Below are 18,985 nucleotides of genomic sequence, written 5' to 3' on the forward strand. Positions count from 1 at the left end.
TTTTACGTAGATGTAGGGGGAGTGTAGTAGATGAGAAATCAATTATTTCTTAACTTCTGGAAGAAATCTTTCCGATCTTTGATATCCAAAATGGTGTAAATATTTTTAGTATGATACTTTACAGTATTTTCAGTTATAAATAATTTTTCTGCGATTTCTTTATTTGATAAACCATCCGAAAGATGGATTAAAAGTTCTTTTTGACGATCTGTTAACTCATCCGAACATAAGAAAAAGTATCTTTCAGGGTCTGCAAGATTTTCTGAGTTTTGAGAATAAGAATCGAGTTCCTGTTTCATCTGTTCCAACTCCTCTTGCATCAACATCTTGTCTCTTTTGATTTTTCTATTCTTTTTGTAAAAATAAATTACTGCCAAAACAGCAATTAAAATGATAATACTCAAAACAACGGTTCTTTTCCAGATATCAGATTGCTCTTTTTCTGTGTAAGCTTTATCAATAATATGCATCTCAGAAATCTTGACTTCCTGATTCTCCAGTCTGCGGAGTGAATCAAGTTCCGAGCTCATCAGATAAGCTTTTCCAAAAAGATTATTCTCCTTATAAATATTTGCCATTTCAGAAGCCGCGAAGATTTTGTATTTCAAAATATTACAACTATCTGATGTCTTCATACTTACATCATAAATTTCTTCTGCTTTAGCAATGTTTTTTTTCTTGCTATAGAGATTCATCAATTTTGCATAGACAATTGGAAGATTACAAGAGTTGGATGCATGCATAATTTTCAGGGCTTCATAATATTTTTTTTCCGCTTCGTTATACTGTTTTTTGATAAGGAAGAGATAACCTTCTTGCATTAGGATGTTAGAATTACCTTCGGGATAGGGACTGAGGTATTTTTTAGCAGCAATTCTCTTCATTGCTTGCTCTGACTTATCATATTGATTATTATCAAAATACACAAAAGCATACTCATAATCCAGCTTCATGTGTAAGAGATTATCTTTTGGTAGTTGTTTGGTTATTATACTCGACTTGTCAAGATAATTGATGCACATCGTATAATCATTAACACTTCGGTAAGTTGTAGCCATAAGAAACAGAATATTAGCCTGTTCTTCCTTTGTAAGGCCTCCGGAGAATAAAATATCAGAAAGTTTCTTTTGCGAAAGTTGATGTTTTCCTTCTCTATTATTCTTGATAATTTCTTCTTCAATAGAATTGGAATTGAGGTTTTTAGCGTAAAAAAATATAGAAAATAGTATAAAAAAGCTTAAGAAATACCGTGTAAAATTAAAATTCATCAATGTTTTGCGTGGATTAATCAAACGCTTTTAGTCTCATTCGAAACAACAAACAAGCTGTTAAAGATATTCACAAAAATAATTAATTATACTTATAAATTCTCAAAAAATATTTTATTTTTTGAGCGTTTAGCTATTTGTTTTAATATTTAAACAAATATTCTGATCTGAAATTTATAAAGTGATAGAATTTATGAGCTAAAGCCTCAATTTTTTAATAAACCATTCAGCTTATAGATTTAAATCGATTATATTTGTCTTTAAATCTAATTTATAAAATAGTTTCATGGGTAAAATTTCGGATAGATTGAACAGACTGAGTTATTCTCAGACTTTCGTGATGAGCAACAAAGCACGCGATATGAAGGCGGCAGGAATTGATGTAATAAGTTTGACTTTGGGAGAACCAGACTTCGATGTTCCTCAAAAAATTAAACAAGCAGCCTTTGATGCTATTAATGAAAATTACAGCCACTACTCGCCTGTACCAGGATTTTTAGAACTCAGACAAGCTATTTCTGCAAAACTGAAAAGAGATAATAATCTAGATTATAAACCTACTCAAATTTGTGTTGCAAATGGCGCAAAACAATCCATCATCAATGTTCTATCGGCAATTGTGAATGACGGAGATGAAGTGATTCTTCCTGCTCCATATTGGGTAAGTTATGACGAAATGGTAAAATTGGTTGGTGGAACTTCGGTCTTCATTGAAACATCTATTGATACAGAATTCAAAATTACTGCTGAACAATTAGAAAAAGCTATCACGCCAAAAACCAAAGCCTTGCTTTATAGTTCGCCTTGTAATCCTTCTGGAAGTTTCTATACAAGAGAAGAATTGGAAGCTATTGCCAATGTTGTAGCCAAATATCCGCACGTAACAATCATTTCTGACGAAATTTATGAATTCATCAATTATGAAGGAGAGCACGTTTCTATAGCAAGTTTCCCTCAAGTTTATGAGCAAACTGCAGTAATTAACGGAATGAGTAAAGCGTTTGCAATGACGGGTTGGAGAATCGGATATTCAGCTTGTCCAGAATGGCTTGCAAGTGCTTGTGACAAAGTTCAGGGACAAATGACAAGTGGTGCAAATACAGTTGCTCAACGGGCTTCTATCACAGCTTTGCAAATGGATCCGTCTGAGTTGCAATATATGATTTCAGAATTCCATAAAAGACGTGATTTGGTTTTTGATTTGATGAAAGACATCAAAGGTTTCAAATGCAATCTTCCAAAAAGTGCGTTCTACTTCTTCCCAGACATTTCTTATTTCATCGGAAAGAACCTTAATGGAACAGAAATTAAAGATTCTGATGATTTCGCGATGTTCTTATTAGAAAATGCTCACGTTGGCTGTGTTGGCGGTGTAAGTTTCGGAAGTCCGGAGTGTATCCGTTTCTCTTACGCAGCTTCTGAAGAAGAACTGAGAGAAGCAATGAGAAGAATTAAAGATTGTTTAGCGCAATTCTAAAATTAATAGTCTGAGGCTCTCGAAGACTTTTTTAATAAAATTAAACACCACTTTCTCGAGTGGTGTTTTTTTTATTTCAAAAATTATAGATTATCTGATTTTGCTCATTCAAAAAGTTAATTATTTGTTTGAAATTTGATAGATAATTGTAAATCAGAAGACTTTATTTATCATCCGAATGAATCTTTTAGTCTCAAAAGTAATTAATAACACTGTTAGTTTTGATTCTTTTACTTCGATAGATTTTATAAATCAAAAATAAATTTATCATTCATAAAATCTTTGTAATTTCGCACTATCAAATTTAAACAACAATTTAAACTTTAATATTATGTCATTAGTAGGTAAATTATTCCCAAATGTTGCGATTGATGCAATGAGCGAAATGGGTGACGATCTTAAGATCAACATCTTCGAACAAGCGGTTAATAATCAGCAAAAAGTGCTTTTATTCTGGTATCCGAAAGATTTTACTTTCGTTTGTCCAACGGAATTACACGCATTTCAAGAGGCTTTGCCAGAGTTTCAAAAAAGAAATACAATCGTAATCGGAGCTTCTTGCGATACAAACGAAGTTCATTTCGCTTGGCTGAACACGCCAAAAGATAACGGAGGAATCGAAGGTGTAACATATCCAATTCTAGCAGATACGCACAGACAATTGGCAAACATCCTTGGGATTGTAGACCAAGATCTTGATTATGATGAAGAAGGAAACGAAGTTTTCACTGGTTCTAACGTAACTTACAGAGCAACTTATTTGATTGATGAAACTGGGAAAATTTTCCACGAATCTGTGAATGATATGCCACTTGGAAGAAATGTGAAAGAATATCTTCGTCTAATTGATGCTTATGCGCACGTTCAAAAACATGGAGAAGTTTGTCCTGCAAACTGGGAAGAAGGTAAAGAAGCAATGAATGCTAACAGAACTGGCGTAGCAGAATACCTTAGCAAAAACTAAATCGATTTGATTATGAGATAATATGATGATTTGTTTTTATCAACTCATTAACAAATCATCATATTTTCAAATTAATAATTATCACATTTAAAAAATCACAAAAATGTATATAGAACTTACAGGAGATACATTACAGCAAATCATTCAGGAGAATGATAAAGTAATGGTTCAATATGGTGCAACTTGGTGTGGAAACTGCAGAATTATGAAGCCAAAGTTCAAAAAATTAGCTGCAGAAAACGAAGATATCCCATTTTATTATGTGGACGCAGAAAAATTGCCGGAAAGCAGAAAATTGGCAACAGTTGATAATCTACCAACTTTTGCAGCGTTTGAAGGTGGTGCTTTGAAAAATCAGGTTCAAACCAATCAGGCTGAAAGTCTTAACAATCTTTTCAGCGAATTAAAAGGTTAAAAATTAAGAAATTTCTTAATCTCTAAATCTTATAATTTCTAAATTTATTAAAATGAAATTACCAATCATAAGACAATTTTATCAGAATCAAACACCGGAAAATCTGGAAGCAACTTTAGAAGTTTTAGAAAGCTTCTGTGAGTTTCGTAATGTTTCTGAAGAAGATATGAATGTTGCTGGCGAACTCATCACAAACATTTGCGGCGCTTTGGAAGTGCACGCCAATGTAAATAACGGAATGAGTGAAAAAGACGCATTGAATTCCTTTGCTCAAAAAGTAATGGGTTCTATCGACAAATAAAATATAACTTTTATATAATAAAAAGGCTTTAGAATTTCTAAAGCCTTTCTAGTTCTTAAGAATCATCAAACTTCTTTTATGATTTTGGAAACCATAATGTTCGTAAAGTTTTTTAGCTTTTTCATTATGATTTTCTATTTCCAATAAGACAATTTTGAAATTATTTTCAACAGAATAATCTTTCACAAATTCCAATGCTTTTTTACCAAGAGATTTACCTTGGAATTCTGGTTTTATAAATAATTCATCTAAGAACAAAATCTCACCACCAAATTCAAAACTGAAATATTTAACCAAAATAATATAACCTGCAATTCTGCCTTCAAATACTACTTTAAAACAATTACCATAACTATCATTATCAAGGAATTTTACAAAATTAGCAGTCGCTACTTTTTCATCAAAAGGATATAAATCAATCGCATAAAAATCCTTCATCATTTCGCATAATTCAGGGATGTCGGAGATGTTTGCTTTTAAAATTTCGTGATTCATTTTTTCTTTTTATTTTCTCTCCAAAGCCAAGGCGCAATCGGAGTGTTATCTTGCCAAAGTCCTACTCTATTTTTTCGAGCTTCGGTTTCCAGTTTGGCGTAGTCGGAATCGGTAGAGTATTTTTTATAATGCCAAGCCATTCCTTGCTTTAGCATTTGTTTATTGATGTTTTGATTTTTATCGTTGATGACAACCGCAATCAACCGTTTATATCGGTCATATTTTTCTGCTTGAACGGTGACAATTCTTCCAAAACAAAGATTGGATAGAGCTTGTTTGGCGTTATTACCAAAAGGCTGAGTTCCTCTTTTCTCCGGCGAATCTATGTGAGCAAGACGAATTTTAATTGGATTTTCCTTATAAAGAATTTCCATCGTATCGCCATCAGAAATACCAATGACTTTTGCTGAAAATGTTTTATGACTAAGGTTTTCCTTTAATTGACTTTGCCCAAAACTGAAAATCGAAAATAAGATTAAGACTAAGAATTTATTCAAAATATTAAATCTCAAATTTCTTTTTAGCCAACTCTTTTCTAACTCTGCTCAAGCTTTCGGGCGTGATTCCAAGATAAGAAGCCACCATCCATTGTGGTGCACGAAGCATTAGATTTGGGTACTTATTCAGGAAATCAAGATAACGTTCTTCCGCAGTTGTGCTAATCAATGAATTCACTCTGTTTTGTAGATTTTTGATGTGGTTGAACATCAATCTTTGATTTTTCTCAGCAACTTCAGGATATTCTTTGGTAAGATGTTCAAAAAAACCCTCTCTTACAATTATAATTGTACTTTCTTCGATAGCTTCTATATAAAATCTCGATTTTTCATTCAGTAATTGACTGGTTGTATCGGAAATAATCCAACCTTCTGGCGCAAACTGTATCACGTGCTCTTTACCCGCTTTATCAATAGAATACATTCTCAGCAAACCTTTTTCAACAAAGAATGTAGAATCTGAAATCTCGCCTTCTCTTAGGATAATTTCATTTTTTTTAACTTCTTTCACTTCATAAAAAGAAGAACAAAATTCTATACTGCTAATGGGAACGCCTAAGATCTGAGAAAGATGATTGCTAAAGTTTTGATGAATCATAAATGTTTTTCACTTTTTGAAGTTAAATTCTAACTTCCTTAATTAAACTGTATCCAAATCGATACTTTGATGAGATGCGTTGCGTGTAGCTTTTCCATTTTCCAGAACAATAAGCTGTGGACTTTGATGAACAACGTCAAAACGGGATTCTATTTCGTTTGATAAGTTTCTGTGGGCTAACAAATCCAAAAAATAATAAGCATAATTTTTATCAGAATTCTGCATTTGCTTTTCAAAGTTTTTCAAAACCGTTTTGCTGATGAAACAACGCGTAGAATGTTTGAAAATCAAGACTTTTTGCTGAGAAGATTTCTCAACAGCCGAGTCCAAATCTTTTTCAGATTCAATTTTCTTCCAAAGACTTTTTGTCTGGTCCTGCTCTTCTTTTTTACCAAATAATTGATTTAAAAATCCCATAAAATTGATTTGAGTAAAATTATGATTTTCCTATCGAAATAGAAAATATTTTTTAATTAATGATGATGAAAAAAATGTCCGCCTAAAGCCAAGACAACTCCGCAAATAACTAGAATAATTTTTTGCCAGTCCATCTTGTGATTCTTATTGCTTTCAAAAATAATTACGGACGAAATATGAAGGAAAATGCCACCGACAATTGCAAGAAAATAAACTTTCAGATTTTCGTCAAAGTATTTACCGAGAAGCATTCCTAAAGGAGAAGCTAAGGCAAAAACCATAACAATCAACCAAAATTTAGTAGAGAAATTTTTGCTGTGAGCCAAGAAACTTCCCAAAACAAAGGAAATAGGAATGTTATGAAACAAGATTCCCAAAAGATAAGGTGACAAAGTCTCTTTCTCGTGCGACAAAGGAATTCCTTCTATAAAAGCGTGAACAAAAAGTCCAATAATCAATGCGACAGGAATGATAGAATGTTCGTCGGAATGATGATGAAGATGTCCGTGTTCAAAACCTTTTGTCAAACTTTCCAACAACATCTGAATCAGAACTCCAAGAATCACGAAAATCCCAATATTATGGTCTTCGGAATGATAAACTTCTGGAAAAACTTCATTCAAGCAAATCGTTATCAAGAAACCGGCGCTTAAAATAAGAAGATTTTTGGCGAATTGTTGTTTGCTCCCAAAATATTTCCCGAGAAAAACGCCAATCAGAACACTAAAAATTAATAGAATAATTATCATTTAAAACCTAGTTCTTTTGTTTTAATTATTTCTTTCTAAACAGATTAATACATCTCTGAGAATTCTTTTCATCAAATTCATTAAGTTGATAATCGCCCCAACGCTGGATTAATTCAAAACCAAAGTCTTCTGCAAATTTCAGAATTTTCTCTGGAGAAGTCAGTTTTACACGTTCGAAAAAATGAAACTTTTTGCCTTGGTCTTCAAAATCAATTTCTTTGATAATAAAATCATTCTCAATATGTTTTTGAATATTAAAGGTAATATTTTCTCTTTCGATGGAACTTTTTGGAACAATGCCATTTTTCACATAATCAGAATTCAGAAAATCTAAAACGAAATAACCTTCATTCTTCAAAACATCGGAAACAGACTGGAAAACACTTCTATCCTCTTTCTCAGTTTCAAAATATCCAAAACTTGTAAACAGATTGAAAACCGCATCTACTGGCTCACTTTCTATTTTATTTCGCATATCGTGAACTTGAAACTTCAAAGTTTCTGTCTCAAACTGTTTATCAAAACGGATACTTTGCTCAGATAAATCCAACCCTAAAACATTATAACCTAATTTGTTTAGGTAAACTGAATGTCTGCCTTTTCCGCAAGCTAAATCTATTATTTTTGAATTTTTCTCAAGATTCACGTAATCGGTTAAAAGATTCAGAAAATCTTCTGCTTCTTTGTAATCGTGATTTTTATAAAGAATATGATAATATGGTGTATCAAACCATTCTTCGAACCATTGCATCCTACAAAATTAAGAAAAAAGAAGCGAGACGAATAGATTATAGACAATAGATTTTAAAGGATTTTCATTTGTCTTTTATCTATCATCTAATAATCTATTATCTTTGCGCTATGAATACAGATAATCTGCAAATACAAATCAAAACTTTCTTTGGATTAGAACAGGTTTTGGCTGAGGAAGTTAAGAAATTGGGTGGTAAAAATGTGGAAGTTAAAAACCGTGCAGTAACTTGTGAAGGCGACCTTGGTTTTCTTTATAAACTCAATTACTCTTGCAGAACAGCGCTTAAAATTTTGGTTCCGATTATGGAATTTAAAGCTTTTAATGAAACCAAATATTACGATAAATTATACAAGTTTGAGTGGGATCAGTTTTTGGAACCAAACCAGACTTTTGCTATTGATGCCACTGTAAACTCTGAGAGATTTAGTCACTCGCAGTTTATGACTTTGAAAATGAAAGACGCTATTGTTGATTATTTTCAGGAAAAACATAAGGTAAGACCAAACATTAGTAAAGACAATCCAGATATCAAATTCCATCTTCATATTGACAGAGAATTGGTTTCTATTTCTCTTGATAGTTCTGGAGATCCACTTTTCAAACGTGGTTACAGAAAGGAACAAACGGTTGCGCCAATCAATGAAGTTTTAGCTAGCGGAATGTTACAATTGGCAGGTTGGGACGGAAAAGGTAATTTCCTTGACCCAATGTGTGGTTCCGGAACGTTATTAATAGAAGCGGCGATGATTGCAATGGATTTGCCGGCTCAGACTTTTAGAAGAAACTTTGCTTTCCAGAATTGGAAAAACTATGATTCTGAATTATTCAAAACAATCAAAGAAGTACGACTGAATCGTGTGAAGGAATTCACTGGGAAAATTGTTGGTTACGACATCGATTATAACGCCTTGGATGCAGCAAGAGCGAATATTGAATCTGCAGAAATGGAAGATGTCATCGAAGTAAGAAAACAAAATTTCTTTGATTCAGAAAAAGATATGTTCCCTTTATTAATAGTGTTCAATCCGCCTTATGATGAGAGAATTTCTATCAATGATGATGATTTCTACAAAAAAATTGGTGATACTTTCAAACAACATTATCCCAATACTTTGGCTTGGTTGATTTCTGCAGACTTAGACGCTCCGAAGAAAATTGGATTGAGACCTTCAAGAAAAATCAAGCTTTTCAATGGAAAATTGGAAACAAGATTTTTGCAATATGAAATGTATGATGGTTCTAAGAAAGGGAAATATATAAATAAGGAATTAGAATAAATATGGATTTTATTAATTTTTTATTTGATGCTTTGTCGGTTCTTGGCTTGTTTGGCAACGGAGGAGAAAATAAAGTAGACATTGACCCAATCAATAAAAAATTGATTTTAATTTCCTTAGGATTATTATTAATTTCTGCTTTGTTAATTTATTTTTATAAAACAGAAATTTTTGGGATTGAACATTTATTTATAACATTTTTTTTGAGTTTTGCTGGTTCAATCTTAGTTTCATTTGTTTCATTATTAATATTAAATCACTTTAAAATAATTCATTCTTTAGTTATTTCGAGTTTTATATTTTGTATAATTTCAAGTTCGATTCTTCTATCAGTTCTTATTCTTTTATTGAAAATATAATTTTATATTTTTGAATCAAATAAATTATTTAATTAAATAAAATTGAGTCCAACAATCTCCATCATCATAGCCATATTCAACAGAAAAGACGAACTGTTTGAACTTCTTAATTCATTATCTCATCAGACGGATAAAGATTTTGAAGTCATTATTGTGGATGATGGTTCGAAAATCAACCTACTTCCAACAGTGGAAACTTTTGAAAATCTGTTGGATATTCAGTTTTTTAGAAAGGATAATTCTGGTCCTGGATTAAGTCGAAATTATGGAGCAAAGCGAGCGAAAAATGATTGGTTGGTTTTTGTAGATTCTGACGTGATTGTAGAAACAGATTACATCGAGAATATCAAGAAAAACCTTATCGAAAATCCTTGCAATGCTTTTGGTGGCGCAGATAAAGCGCATAGAGGTTTTAATCTGATGCAAAAAGCCATTTCTTATTCTATGACTTCGGTTTTCACAACTGGCGGAATCCGAGGAAGTAAAAAAGCAGTGACGAAATTTCAGCCAAGAAGTTTCAATATGGGCGTGAATAAGGAGAAATTCTTAGGCATTGGTGGGTTTTCTGAAATGAGAATTGGCGAAGACCCAGATTTATCAATGACGTTTTGGGAAAATGGCTACAGCACTCTATTCTATGATAATATTGGCGTTTATCACAAACGTAGAACAGACTTTGGCAAATTCTCAAAACAAGTGTATCAATTTGGTTGTGCAAGACCAATTCTAAATCAAAGGCATCCAAAATATGTGAAACCTACGTTTTGGTTTCCGAGCCTTTTTCTGTTGGGTTATGTGGTTGGCGTTATTCATTATTTTGTTTGGGGAAACGGATTGATTCTCGCTTTGTATGGACTGTATACATTTCTAGTTTTCTTACACGCTTTGATCGTTACAAAAAATATCAGCATTGCCGCGATGGCGATAATTTCTACTTACATCCAAATGTTTTCATACGGTTACGGTTTTCTTAAATCTTGGTTTCTTCTTAATATTATGAAACAAACTCCGCAAGAAGCATTTCCAAAACATTTTCACTGATTTCTTTAACATTTACTTATTATTAATAATCATTTGCTTGGAATATTTTTTGTAAATTATGATATCATAAAATTCATAAAACTATGTCAAAAAATATTGCCGAACAATTTGTAGAGATTCTTGTAAAAGCAGGAATTAAACGTATATATGCTGTCACTGGAGACAGCCTTAATTTTTTAAATGATGCTATAAAACGTGAAGGTTCTATCCAATGGATCCACGTAAGACATGAGGAAGTCGGTGCTTTTGCGGCGGCTGCCGAAGCTGAGCTAGAAGGTTTGGCTGTCTGCGCAGGAAGTTCTGGTCCAGGACACGTTCATCTCATTAATGGTCTTTACGAAGCTAATAGAGGAAATGTTCCAGTTCTTGCCATAGCATCTACTTGTGAGAGTTCTGAGTTTGGGACATCTTATTTTCAGGAAACTAATACCATCAAATTGTTTGATGACTGCTCTGTTTACAATCAGGTAGCCAATACACCAGAACAAGCTCCAAGAATGTTACAAGCTGCTTTACAACATGCGATATCACAAAAAGGCGTTTCGGTTTTAGGTGTTCCTGGCGATCTTTTTGAAGCTAAATCTGAAAAAAACATTAGTTCTGATCTCGTATTCAAAACAAATCCTAGAATCATTCCTTCAGAAGAAGAAATAAACTGGATCGCAAATCAGCTTAATTCAGGAAAAAAAGTAGCGATCTATTGTGGAATAGGAGCTTCCGAAGCTCACACAGAAGTTGTTGCTTTAGCAGAAAAACTGAAAGCACCAATAGGATATTCTTTCCGTGGAAAAATGGGTATCCAATATAATAATCCTTATGAAGTGGGAATGACTGGACTTTTGGGTTTACCTTCCGCCTTCAAAGCGATGCACGAAGCTGATATTGTTTTACTTTTAGGAACCGATTTTCCTTATGTGAAATTTATGCCTATTGATAAAGTGATTATTCAAATTGATGATAAGCCAGAACGTTTAGGAAGACGAGCCCAATTGACAAGAGGATTTGCGGGAAAAATAAAGGATTCTTTAATAAATCTTCTACCCTTAATTAAAATCAATGATAACCAAGATTTTCTTGATAAGCAACTAGACTTTTACCAAAAAGTAAAAAACAACCTTAGATCTTATGTTGAGGATAAAGGCAAAGAAAACCATATCTCGCCCGAATTCGTAGCAGAAACAATCAACCTAAAGGCTAATAAAGATACCATTTTCACAGTCGATACAGGAATGTGCTGTGTCTGGGGTGCTAGATATCTAGAAGCTACTGGAGAGAGAAAACTCGTAGGATCTTTCAATCACGGAACTATGGCCAATGCCATGCCAATGGCTATTGGTGCTCAGCTGTCCAATCCGGATAAGCAAGTGATTGCACTTTGTGGTGATGGCGGACTTTCTATGTTGTTGGGAGATATCGCGACCATCAAACAATATAATCTTCCCATCAAGATTATTGTATTCAACAACAGATCTTTGGGAATGGTAAAATTAGAAATGGAAGTTAATGGTATTCCTGATAACGAAACTGATATGGTTAATCCAGATTTTGGGTTATTAGCTCAAGCTTTCGGTATCAATGGCATCAATGTTACAGATCCGGAAAAAGTAGAAATAGCAATTCAAGATGCATTAGCAATTGATGGTCCAGTTTTGGTCAATATTTTTACCGACCCAAACGCTCTGGCAATGCCACCAAAAGTTGGCTGGGAACAGATGAAAGGTATGGGCGTTGCGATGACAAGAATGATGCTGGATGGTAACTTCAAAGAAGTTGCGGATACTATTACAAGCAATTATAAGCATATCAAAGAAGTTTTATAACCTCAAAAATCCCAATATCAAATTGGGATTTTTTTATTTTAATTAAATTATAATAATCAAAAAAAGCTTCACACAATGTGAAGCTTTTAAGAAAATAATATATATAACCTTAGTTTAAAAAAACTATTTTAGAGAAATCATTCTACTGAAACTATCGCCGTCTTTTTCTACATTGATGATGTATAAATCTGCAGTTTCTGGGTTTAAATCAAATGTAAGAGCGATCAAACCATCTTTTGCAACATTGTTTTTGCTATAATAAGTATTGTTTGCTGTATCGTAGATAGACACTTTCACATCTCCTACTACGTTAGCCATTTGTAATTTAACAAGGTTTTTGTTAATCGTGTATTCTGGTTTTGAAAGTGTAGAAATCGGAGATTTTTCCAAAAAAACTTGGTCACCCTCTACTACGATTTTGTATTTTTCAATTTTAGCATCAGATTCTGCAACTAGGAAGTAAGTTCCAGAAGCCATTTCGCTCATATTGTAAGACTTTTCTATACTGTCACTATTGATGATTTTTTCAGAATATATCTCGCCTTTGTAATTATCATAAACATAAAGAGAAACATTCTTTGCATTAGAAACTTCAAAATGAACAGTTTTTTGACTTACCTCTCCTATTGATACAGAAAAATCTTTATCCTTAGCCATTGCACTTGTAGAAACAAATATACTTGCTACAAGAAAACCAAATTTTAATATACTTTTCATATTACTATCTTTTAATTGTTTACTATGCAAATGTATAATGGATTAATCTCAAATAATACAATACAATTTTCATTTATATGTTCTATTTTAACATTAAGCAAATATTAAATAATAAAATAAGGTAATTTAAAACATAATAAATAACTTTGCAACATGAAACATAACAGTCCAACTTTTGAAGCCGTAAGTCCTGGTATTGGAAGTAGTTTTACTTGTCTGAAGTTTAATCGTAATGAAAACATCAAATCACACATTTGGCATTATCATCCTGAGATTGAGCTGATTTTCGTTTGCGGCGGTTCTGGAAAAAGGCAAATTGGAAGTAATATTTCGTACTTCTCAGACGGAGATTTAATTCTGATTGGCAGTAACCTACCTCATTGTGGAATGACCAATGAAAACACTAATAATGATTACGAGGTTGTGATTCAGTTTCCTATGGATTTTCTAGGTTCAGAATTTTGGCAAGCTAAAGAAATGAACAGAATTGCCGCACTTTTAGAAGCGGCGAAAAGTGGAATTGTTTTCGGTGACGAAGTTAAAAATGCTTTAAAGACGAAAATTGAAGCGTTGACAGAAGCAACATCTTTAACCAAACTGATGATTTTAATTGAGATTCTGGACGAACTTTCTCACACGCAAGATTACAAAATCCTAAATGCTTCAAAATATTATTTGCAAACCCAAAAAGAAGATAATGACAGAATTAACGTAATTTTCAATTATGTGAAAGACCATTTCAAAGAGCAAATTACTTTGGAAACAGTTGCCGAATTATCCAATATGACTGTTCCTTCATTCTGCCGATATTTCAAGAAAATTACAAACAAAACATTTACTCAATTTGTGAATGAATACAGAATCACGCATTCTCTAAAACTCTTGGCAGAACAACCAATGAGTATCACAGAAGTTTGTTTTGACAGTGGATTTAATAATTTCAGTTACTTCAACAAAACTTTTAAAGAACATACGCAGAAAAGTCCATCGCAGTATCGGAAGGAGTTTAGTAATATTTTGGCTTAATTGCTAAAATTATTTAAAAAAATCTGTAATATTCTTGGAATAAACATTTTCGCCATAAATCTTTTCGTCAATATCTTGATTCTTTTCCATTACAACGCAATTTCCTAAAATCGAAATTTTCACATCACTAGGATTTATATTATTGGTATATCCAATACTGTTTTTAGCATTTACAAAATATTTTAGTTCAATATTGTCTGGTTTATGTATTTCGAATATTTTTTCATTAAAACCTTTTGCGAAACTAATTACATCAGAAATTTCAGTGCAAAAAGTTGTTTGTTTTTTGAAAATATTTTTATCATTTAATCCATTTATTGATTTAATATAATAAATGTTTCTATTAGAAAATTTGAATTTAATTACAGTCGTTATGGTTAAATATTCAATATTTTCTAGCGTATTATTCATTAAACACAAACTACTTTTGACAGCGATATTTTTTTGCTTTTTAATTTTCGCAATATAATTTAGTTTGTTTTCCTTTTCTTTTTTTTCTAATTCTTTTAATGAATTATCTAACTCTTCACTAAAATTCTTATAATCATCAGTTAAAACATATCTTCTTAATTTTTCAGTCTCCCTGTCTTCATAACTATTATTAAATTCTACAATAGCTTCTTTTTTTAATAACTCCTTCTCTTTTCTCTCTTTAGAATGCTTTAAAACATAATTTTTGACAAATTCCTCTTGCTCTTGTTTATTTCTTAATTGCTGTAATTCAATTTCATCTCTTGTAAATTTCTTAGGTGTAGGAAATGTTCCTTTTGGTGCGTTTTTTATCTTGTAATTTTCATCAGCTTCTTTAGATTTAATAATCTCATCACTATTCATTTTGGATACATCTACTTTTGAAATGGATATATCTTTACTACAAGATTGAAAAATAATTATAATAAAAGAGTAAAAGATTTTTCTTAACATAACTTAATTTTAAATACTGATTTTATGAAATAACACTAAAATACCTCTCCATCTCCTCCATCGTTCCCAAACTAATCCGCGTCCATTTCCCTTCTTCCTCGTACGTTTTTCCGCCAAGGATTTTTGCATCTTTCAGTTTTTTGAAATAATCGCCTTTGTAATTTTCCAAAGAAAAATAAACAAAATTAGCAGAAGACGGAATGGTTTTAATTCCTCTTTTATTGAATTCTGAAACTGTAAAATCTTTTACCTTCTTATTGTTATTCAAAACTTTAGTAATGAATTCTCGGTCTTCCATCGCGGCAATTGCACCAGCCATTGTCACAACACTTATTTCTGCTCCACTCCAACTTTGAAGTTTTTTCAGGTTTTTAATTGTTCCAGAATGTCCGATTGCATAACCTAATCTTGCGCCGGCAAAACCATAAAGTTTGGAAAATGTTCTCGTCACAATCAGGTTTTTATAAACATCAACCAAATCACTTAGAGATTTCTGAGTAGTAAATTCGATATAAGCTTCATCAACCAAAACGATGATATTGTCTGGAATTGATTTGATGAAATTCTCAATTTCCTGTCTTGAGAGCAAATCTCCTGTTGGATTATTCGGATTACAGATATAGATGAGTTTCGTATTTTTTTGGATAGAATTTTTCATCTTTTCCAAATCGATTTTCTTTTTATCGTTCAGAGGAATTACAGTTTTTGACATTCCTAGAAACTCAGCAATCGGTTCAAAAATGGTGAAAGACGGGTCCGGAATGATGAAATGTCCTTTGTTAATCGAAACATATTTGGTAATCAATTCCAACAGAAATGATGAACCTGCAGAAACCAAAAGATTTTCTTTATTAAGTTGATTTTTCTCGGCTAATTTTTCACTTAAAACATCTGCAAATTTAAAATCATACATTGAAGAAAGGCTAAGACTTTTTTGCATCGCTTCCAAAGCTTTTGGCGAAGTTCCAAATGGATTTTCGTTAAAGCAAAGTCGAATTGTTTCGTTGCTGTTTTTTAATACATTGAAATTCGGAGTTTCTTTTGCCAAAAATTCTAAAGGTGAAAGTGTTAAAGCAGCACTTCCCAAAAAAGCAGTTTTCAGCCAATCTCTTCTGTTGATATTCATTCCGGAAAATTATTTCTCCGAATTTAAACATTTTTTAATATTATAAAACAATATTGAACGATTAATTTAATTAACTACAACAGCTTTATAATCATTTAGTTTTCCTAATCTATTCAGAGATCTTATTACAAAAGTGGACAATTTTTTTCCATTAGATTCTGAAGGAACGATTTTGGACGACAGATCTGGAGAAAGAATTTCTGTTTGCCAATTATTGCCATATTTCAGATATAGGACGTATGATAATGCTTCAGCTTGTTGATTCCAGTTCAGTAAAAAATTACCTTGTTGTTTTTTCCAGATGACATCCAACTCCGGTAGATTTTTTGAAGTCAGCCAAGTTGTTTCAGGAATTAGGACTTTATCTTTATAAGAATTGTTTTTCAATTGTTGTTGCATCTCATAACTTTTACTGATTCCTGCGATGCTGTAATGGACTTCTCCGGAATTATTTTTAATAATTTGTCTTGTCACGTCTATTTCTCGAGCAATTTCTATCGCTCTGTTTGAAGATTTTACGGCAACGGTATTCAAACCTGGCCAAAGATGACGACCTTTTGTATTCTCATCACTCCACCACTGCAAAAGAAGCGGAAAACTTTGTTCCACCGAATCTACAGGCCAATACAACTGAGGCGTGAAATAATCTATCCAACCTTGATTCAACCATAATTTGGCATCAGCATAAAGTTCATCATACTGTGAAGAACCTTTGATTCCAGAAGGATAACCAGGTTTCCATATCCCAAACGGACTGATTCCAAATTTCACATCATTCTTTTGACCTTTGATTTCGTCATAGATTCTTTTTACAAATTTGTTGACATTAGCTCTTCGCCAATCTGCTCTGGAAAGTGTTCCGCCAGATTGTTGATAAATTGACCAGGTTTTGTAATCGGGAAAATCTTTTCCACCGTTATATTCGGCATAAGGATAAAAATAATCATCCAAATGGATTCCATCTACATCGTATCTTGAAATGATATCTTTAATCACTTTTGAAGCCTGATCTTGCGTTCTGTCATCAGCAGGATCAAACCAATACATCCCGTTTTTAAGTTTCACAACATTATCAGGTGATTTTTTCACCATAGATTCTGATGAAATTGCACCACCATTGGAATGATGTGCACGAAACGGATTCAGCCAAGCGTGAAATTCTAATCCACGTTTATGACATTCTTCAATCCAAAATTGCATTGGATCATATTCTGGATAAGGTGCAAGACCAATTTGTCCAGTCAAAAAATGGGACCAAGGCTCGTGAGGACTTTTATATAGAGCATCCGCAGAAGGACGAATTTGCAAAATCACCGCATTGAAATTGAGATCAACCAACATATCCAACATTTGTATCGCTTCTTGTTTTTGCTGATCTACAGACAAATTATTTCTCGAAGGCCAATTGATATTCGCAACCGATGCAATCCAAACTGCTCTGAACTCTCTTTTGATTTCAGGTAGTTTAACATTATTCAATTGAACAACTGGCTTGGGAGGAAGCTTTATTTCAGTTTTGGTAATTGGTTTTTTAACACCAGATTTAGTTGGTGATTTCTTAGTTTTTGTAGCACAAGAAACCACAAAAATTGCCAATAAAAGTATTTGGAAAAATGATAATCTGAAACGCATAGTTTGCAAAACTAAACGATAATATCAGAAATACAAAAAAGCATCCGAATAATTGGATGCTTTTATAATTTTTTAACTTAAAAAGCTTAAAGTTAAACACAAAGACACAAAATTAATTGTTTTGAAAACAGTTTTAAGGCACTAAAGAATCAATGATTTTTCAATTTTAACGAAGTTAAAATCTTCGTGTCTTAATCAAATATTTTATGCTTGAAAAAAACCTTGTGTCTATGTGTTTAACAATTTATCATTTTAATTATTCGAAAATAATGGTCTTGTTTCCATCAATAAAAACTTTGTCTTCGAATACTAATTTGAGTGCATTTGCCAAAACAATTCGCTCAACATCTTTTCCCATTTTAGTCAAATCCTTTGCGGTTTTAGAATGACTGACTTTGATAATATCCTGATAAATAATCGGTCCTTCATCCAAATCATTCGTTACAAAATGAGCAGTAGCTCCGATGATTTTCACACCTCTTTCAAAAGCTTGTTTATAAGGATTTGCGCCAATAAAAGCTGGTAAAAATGAATGATGAATATTGATGATTTTACCTTCAAAATCTTTCACAAAATCCGGAGAAAGAATTCTCATAAACTTCGCGAGAACAAGATAATCGTAGTTGTAATCTTGAAGAGCATTTTTGATTTTTTCTTCGTGTTCTTCTCTCGTAATATTTTCTGCAGGAATATGAATAAAAGGAATATTGAATTTCTCCGTCAATTCCCTCAGATTTTCATAATTCCCAATAACGGCAAGAATATTAAAATTAAGGTCTTTAAATTGATTTCTTATTAACAAATCCGCCAAACAATGATGTTCTTTGGTCACCAAAACCACCACATTTTTGGATTCGTTTTTATTTAATTCTATTGAGCAATCACCTAATTGTTTTTTGAGTTGTTCAATCACTTTTTCAGGTTCAGCAATTCCGGAAACTTCGGTTCTCATAAAGAACAAAGCTTTTTCATTATCCACGAATTCATCATTCTTGATAATATTAAGTCCATTCTCCAAAAGGATTTCGGAAATTCTGTAAACTAGCCCTTTCTCGTCTTTGCAGGTGATTTTTATAGTAAATTGTTTCATCTTGGTTTTTTGTTTTTAAATTCAAAAAAGCCTTCAAA

General features: G+C 32.4%; 21 protein-coding genes. 9 read left to right on the top strand and 12 right to left on the bottom strand.

Going from position 1 to position 18,985, the window contains the following annotated elements; all coding sequences use genetic code 11:
- Window positions 1-38 precede the first annotated feature (38 nt).
- The gene (locus tag V7P73_RS11255; protein ID WP_333853744.1) at window positions 39-1,268 is read right to left on the bottom strand and encodes a LuxR C-terminal-related transcriptional regulator; all 1,230 of its coding nucleotides are present in this window, start codon (window positions 1,266-1,268) and stop codon (window positions 39-41) included.
- 286 nt (window positions 1,269-1,554) lie between these two features.
- On the opposite strand from V7P73_RS11255, the gene V7P73_RS11260 reads away from it, so the two are divergent.
- The 4 genes from V7P73_RS11260 (at window position 1,555) to V7P73_RS11275 (ending at window position 4,425) form a co-directional block, all read left to right on the top strand.
- On the top strand, window positions 1,555-2,745 hold the full coding sequence (locus tag V7P73_RS11260; protein WP_333853746.1) for a pyridoxal phosphate-dependent aminotransferase: 1,191 nt from the start codon (window positions 1,555-1,557) through the stop codon (window positions 2,743-2,745).
- Between the two features lie 331 nt (window positions 2,746-3,076).
- Entirely contained in the window at window positions 3,077-3,709 is a 633-nt protein-coding gene (locus tag V7P73_RS11265; RefSeq protein ID WP_333853748.1) for a peroxiredoxin, read from the top strand.
- Between the two features lie 103 nt (window positions 3,710-3,812).
- The gene (locus V7P73_RS11270) at window positions 3,813-4,124 is read left to right on the top strand and encodes a thioredoxin family protein (protein WP_089770139.1); all 312 of its coding nucleotides are present in this window, start codon (window positions 3,813-3,815) and stop codon (window positions 4,122-4,124) included.
- 52 nt (window positions 4,125-4,176) lie between these two features.
- Window positions 4,177-4,425, top strand: coding sequence for a DUF6952 family protein (locus V7P73_RS11275; RefSeq protein WP_248876883.1), 249 nt, complete (start codon window positions 4,177-4,179; stop codon window positions 4,423-4,425).
- 48 nt (window positions 4,426-4,473) lie between these two features.
- Here V7P73_RS11275 and V7P73_RS11280 read toward each other — a convergent pair whose 3' ends face one another.
- Genes V7P73_RS11280 through V7P73_RS11305 form a run of 6 tightly spaced genes read right to left on the bottom strand, consistent with a single transcriptional unit; the run spans window position 4,474 to window position 7,932 of the window.
- Entirely contained in the window at window positions 4,474-4,920 is a 447-nt protein-coding gene (locus V7P73_RS11280; protein ID WP_333853752.1) for a GNAT family N-acetyltransferase, read from the bottom strand.
- Window positions 4,917-5,417 carry a thermonuclease family protein gene (locus V7P73_RS11285; protein ID WP_333853753.1) on the bottom strand — a complete coding sequence of 167 codons (501 nt, stop codon included), beginning with the start codon at window positions 5,415-5,417 and terminating at the stop codon, window positions 4,917-4,919. Before V7P73_RS11285 ends, V7P73_RS11280 begins: the two co-directional genes overlap by 4 nt.
- 4 nt (window positions 5,418-5,421) lie before the next feature.
- Window positions 5,422-6,015 carry a Crp/Fnr family transcriptional regulator gene (locus V7P73_RS11290; RefSeq protein WP_312418485.1) on the bottom strand — a complete coding sequence of 198 codons (594 nt, stop codon included), beginning with the start codon at window positions 6,013-6,015 and terminating at the stop codon, window positions 5,422-5,424.
- Between the two features lie 42 nt (window positions 6,016-6,057).
- Window positions 6,058-6,432: a bacillithiol system redox-active protein YtxJ gene (ytxJ, locus tag V7P73_RS11295; protein ID WP_333853756.1), complete on the bottom strand. Its 375-nt coding sequence runs from the start codon at window positions 6,430-6,432 to the stop codon at window positions 6,058-6,060.
- A gap of 56 nt (window positions 6,433-6,488) precedes the next feature.
- Complete coding sequence (locus V7P73_RS11300; protein ID WP_333853758.1) at window positions 6,489-7,181, bottom strand: ZIP family metal transporter; 693 nt, start codon at window positions 7,179-7,181, stop codon at window positions 6,489-6,491.
- Window positions 7,182-7,206: 25 nt separating this feature from the next.
- Entirely contained in the window at window positions 7,207-7,932 is a 726-nt protein-coding gene (locus V7P73_RS11305) for an SAM-dependent methyltransferase (protein WP_333853760.1), read from the bottom strand.
- A gap of 110 nt (window positions 7,933-8,042) precedes the next feature.
- Here V7P73_RS11305 and V7P73_RS11310 point away from each other — a divergent pair, with 110 nt between their 5' ends.
- The 4 genes from V7P73_RS11310 to V7P73_RS11325 all read left to right on the top strand — a co-directional run bounded on the left by V7P73_RS11310 (window position 8,043) and on the right by V7P73_RS11325 (window position 12,432).
- The gene (locus tag V7P73_RS11310) at window positions 8,043-9,212 is read left to right on the top strand and encodes a THUMP domain-containing class I SAM-dependent RNA methyltransferase (protein ID WP_333853762.1); all 1,170 of its coding nucleotides are present in this window, start codon (window positions 8,043-8,045) and stop codon (window positions 9,210-9,212) included.
- A gap of 2 nt (window positions 9,213-9,214) precedes the next feature.
- Complete coding sequence (locus V7P73_RS11315) at window positions 9,215-9,571, top strand: hypothetical protein (RefSeq protein WP_312418475.1); 357 nt, start codon at window positions 9,215-9,217, stop codon at window positions 9,569-9,571.
- 42 nt (window positions 9,572-9,613) lie between these two features.
- The gene (locus V7P73_RS11320) at window positions 9,614-10,612 is read left to right on the top strand and encodes a glycosyltransferase (protein WP_333853764.1); all 999 of its coding nucleotides are present in this window, start codon (window positions 9,614-9,616) and stop codon (window positions 10,610-10,612) included.
- 83 nt (window positions 10,613-10,695) lie between these two features.
- Entirely contained in the window at window positions 10,696-12,432 is a 1,737-nt protein-coding gene (locus tag V7P73_RS11325; protein WP_333853766.1) for a thiamine pyrophosphate-dependent enzyme, read from the top strand.
- A 123-nt stretch (window positions 12,433-12,555) separates the two neighbouring features.
- On the opposite strand, the gene V7P73_RS11330 is transcribed toward V7P73_RS11325, so the two are convergent.
- Window positions 12,556-13,149, bottom strand: a complete 594-nt coding sequence (locus V7P73_RS11330) for a hypothetical protein (protein ID WP_333853767.1) — start codon at window positions 13,147-13,149, stop codon at window positions 12,556-12,558.
- A 153-nt stretch (window positions 13,150-13,302) separates the two neighbouring features.
- Here V7P73_RS11330 and V7P73_RS11335 point away from each other — a divergent pair, with 153 nt between their 5' ends.
- Window positions 13,303-14,175 carry an AraC family transcriptional regulator gene (locus V7P73_RS11335; protein ID WP_333853768.1) on the top strand — a complete coding sequence of 291 codons (873 nt, stop codon included), beginning with the start codon at window positions 13,303-13,305 and terminating at the stop codon, window positions 14,173-14,175.
- Between the two features lie 9 nt (window positions 14,176-14,184).
- Here V7P73_RS11335 and V7P73_RS11340 read toward each other — a convergent pair whose 3' ends face one another.
- The 4 genes from V7P73_RS11340 to purU all read right to left on the bottom strand — a co-directional run bounded on the left by V7P73_RS11340 (window position 14,185) and on the right by purU (window position 18,947).
- Complete coding sequence (locus tag V7P73_RS11340) at window positions 14,185-15,099, bottom strand: hypothetical protein (RefSeq protein WP_333853769.1); 915 nt, start codon at window positions 15,097-15,099, stop codon at window positions 14,185-14,187.
- A 22-nt stretch (window positions 15,100-15,121) separates the two neighbouring features.
- Window positions 15,122-16,225, bottom strand: a complete 1,104-nt coding sequence (locus V7P73_RS11345; RefSeq protein ID WP_333853771.1) for a pyridoxal phosphate-dependent aminotransferase — start codon at window positions 16,223-16,225, stop codon at window positions 15,122-15,124.
- A 66-nt stretch (window positions 16,226-16,291) separates the two neighbouring features.
- Complete coding sequence (locus V7P73_RS11350) at window positions 16,292-17,857, bottom strand: glycoside hydrolase family 10 protein (protein ID WP_333853773.1); 1,566 nt, start codon at window positions 17,855-17,857, stop codon at window positions 16,292-16,294.
- A 256-nt stretch (window positions 17,858-18,113) separates the two neighbouring features.
- Window positions 18,114-18,947 (bottom strand): formyltetrahydrofolate deformylase, encoded by an 834-nt coding sequence (purU, locus tag V7P73_RS11355; protein ID WP_333853775.1) that lies wholly within the window; start codon window positions 18,945-18,947, stop codon window positions 18,114-18,116.
- Window positions 18,948-18,985 lie beyond the last annotated feature (38 nt).

The organism is Epilithonimonas sp. (assembly GCF_036780765.1).
Lineage (GTDB): Bacteria > Bacteroidota > Bacteroidia > Flavobacteriales > Weeksellaceae > Epilithonimonas.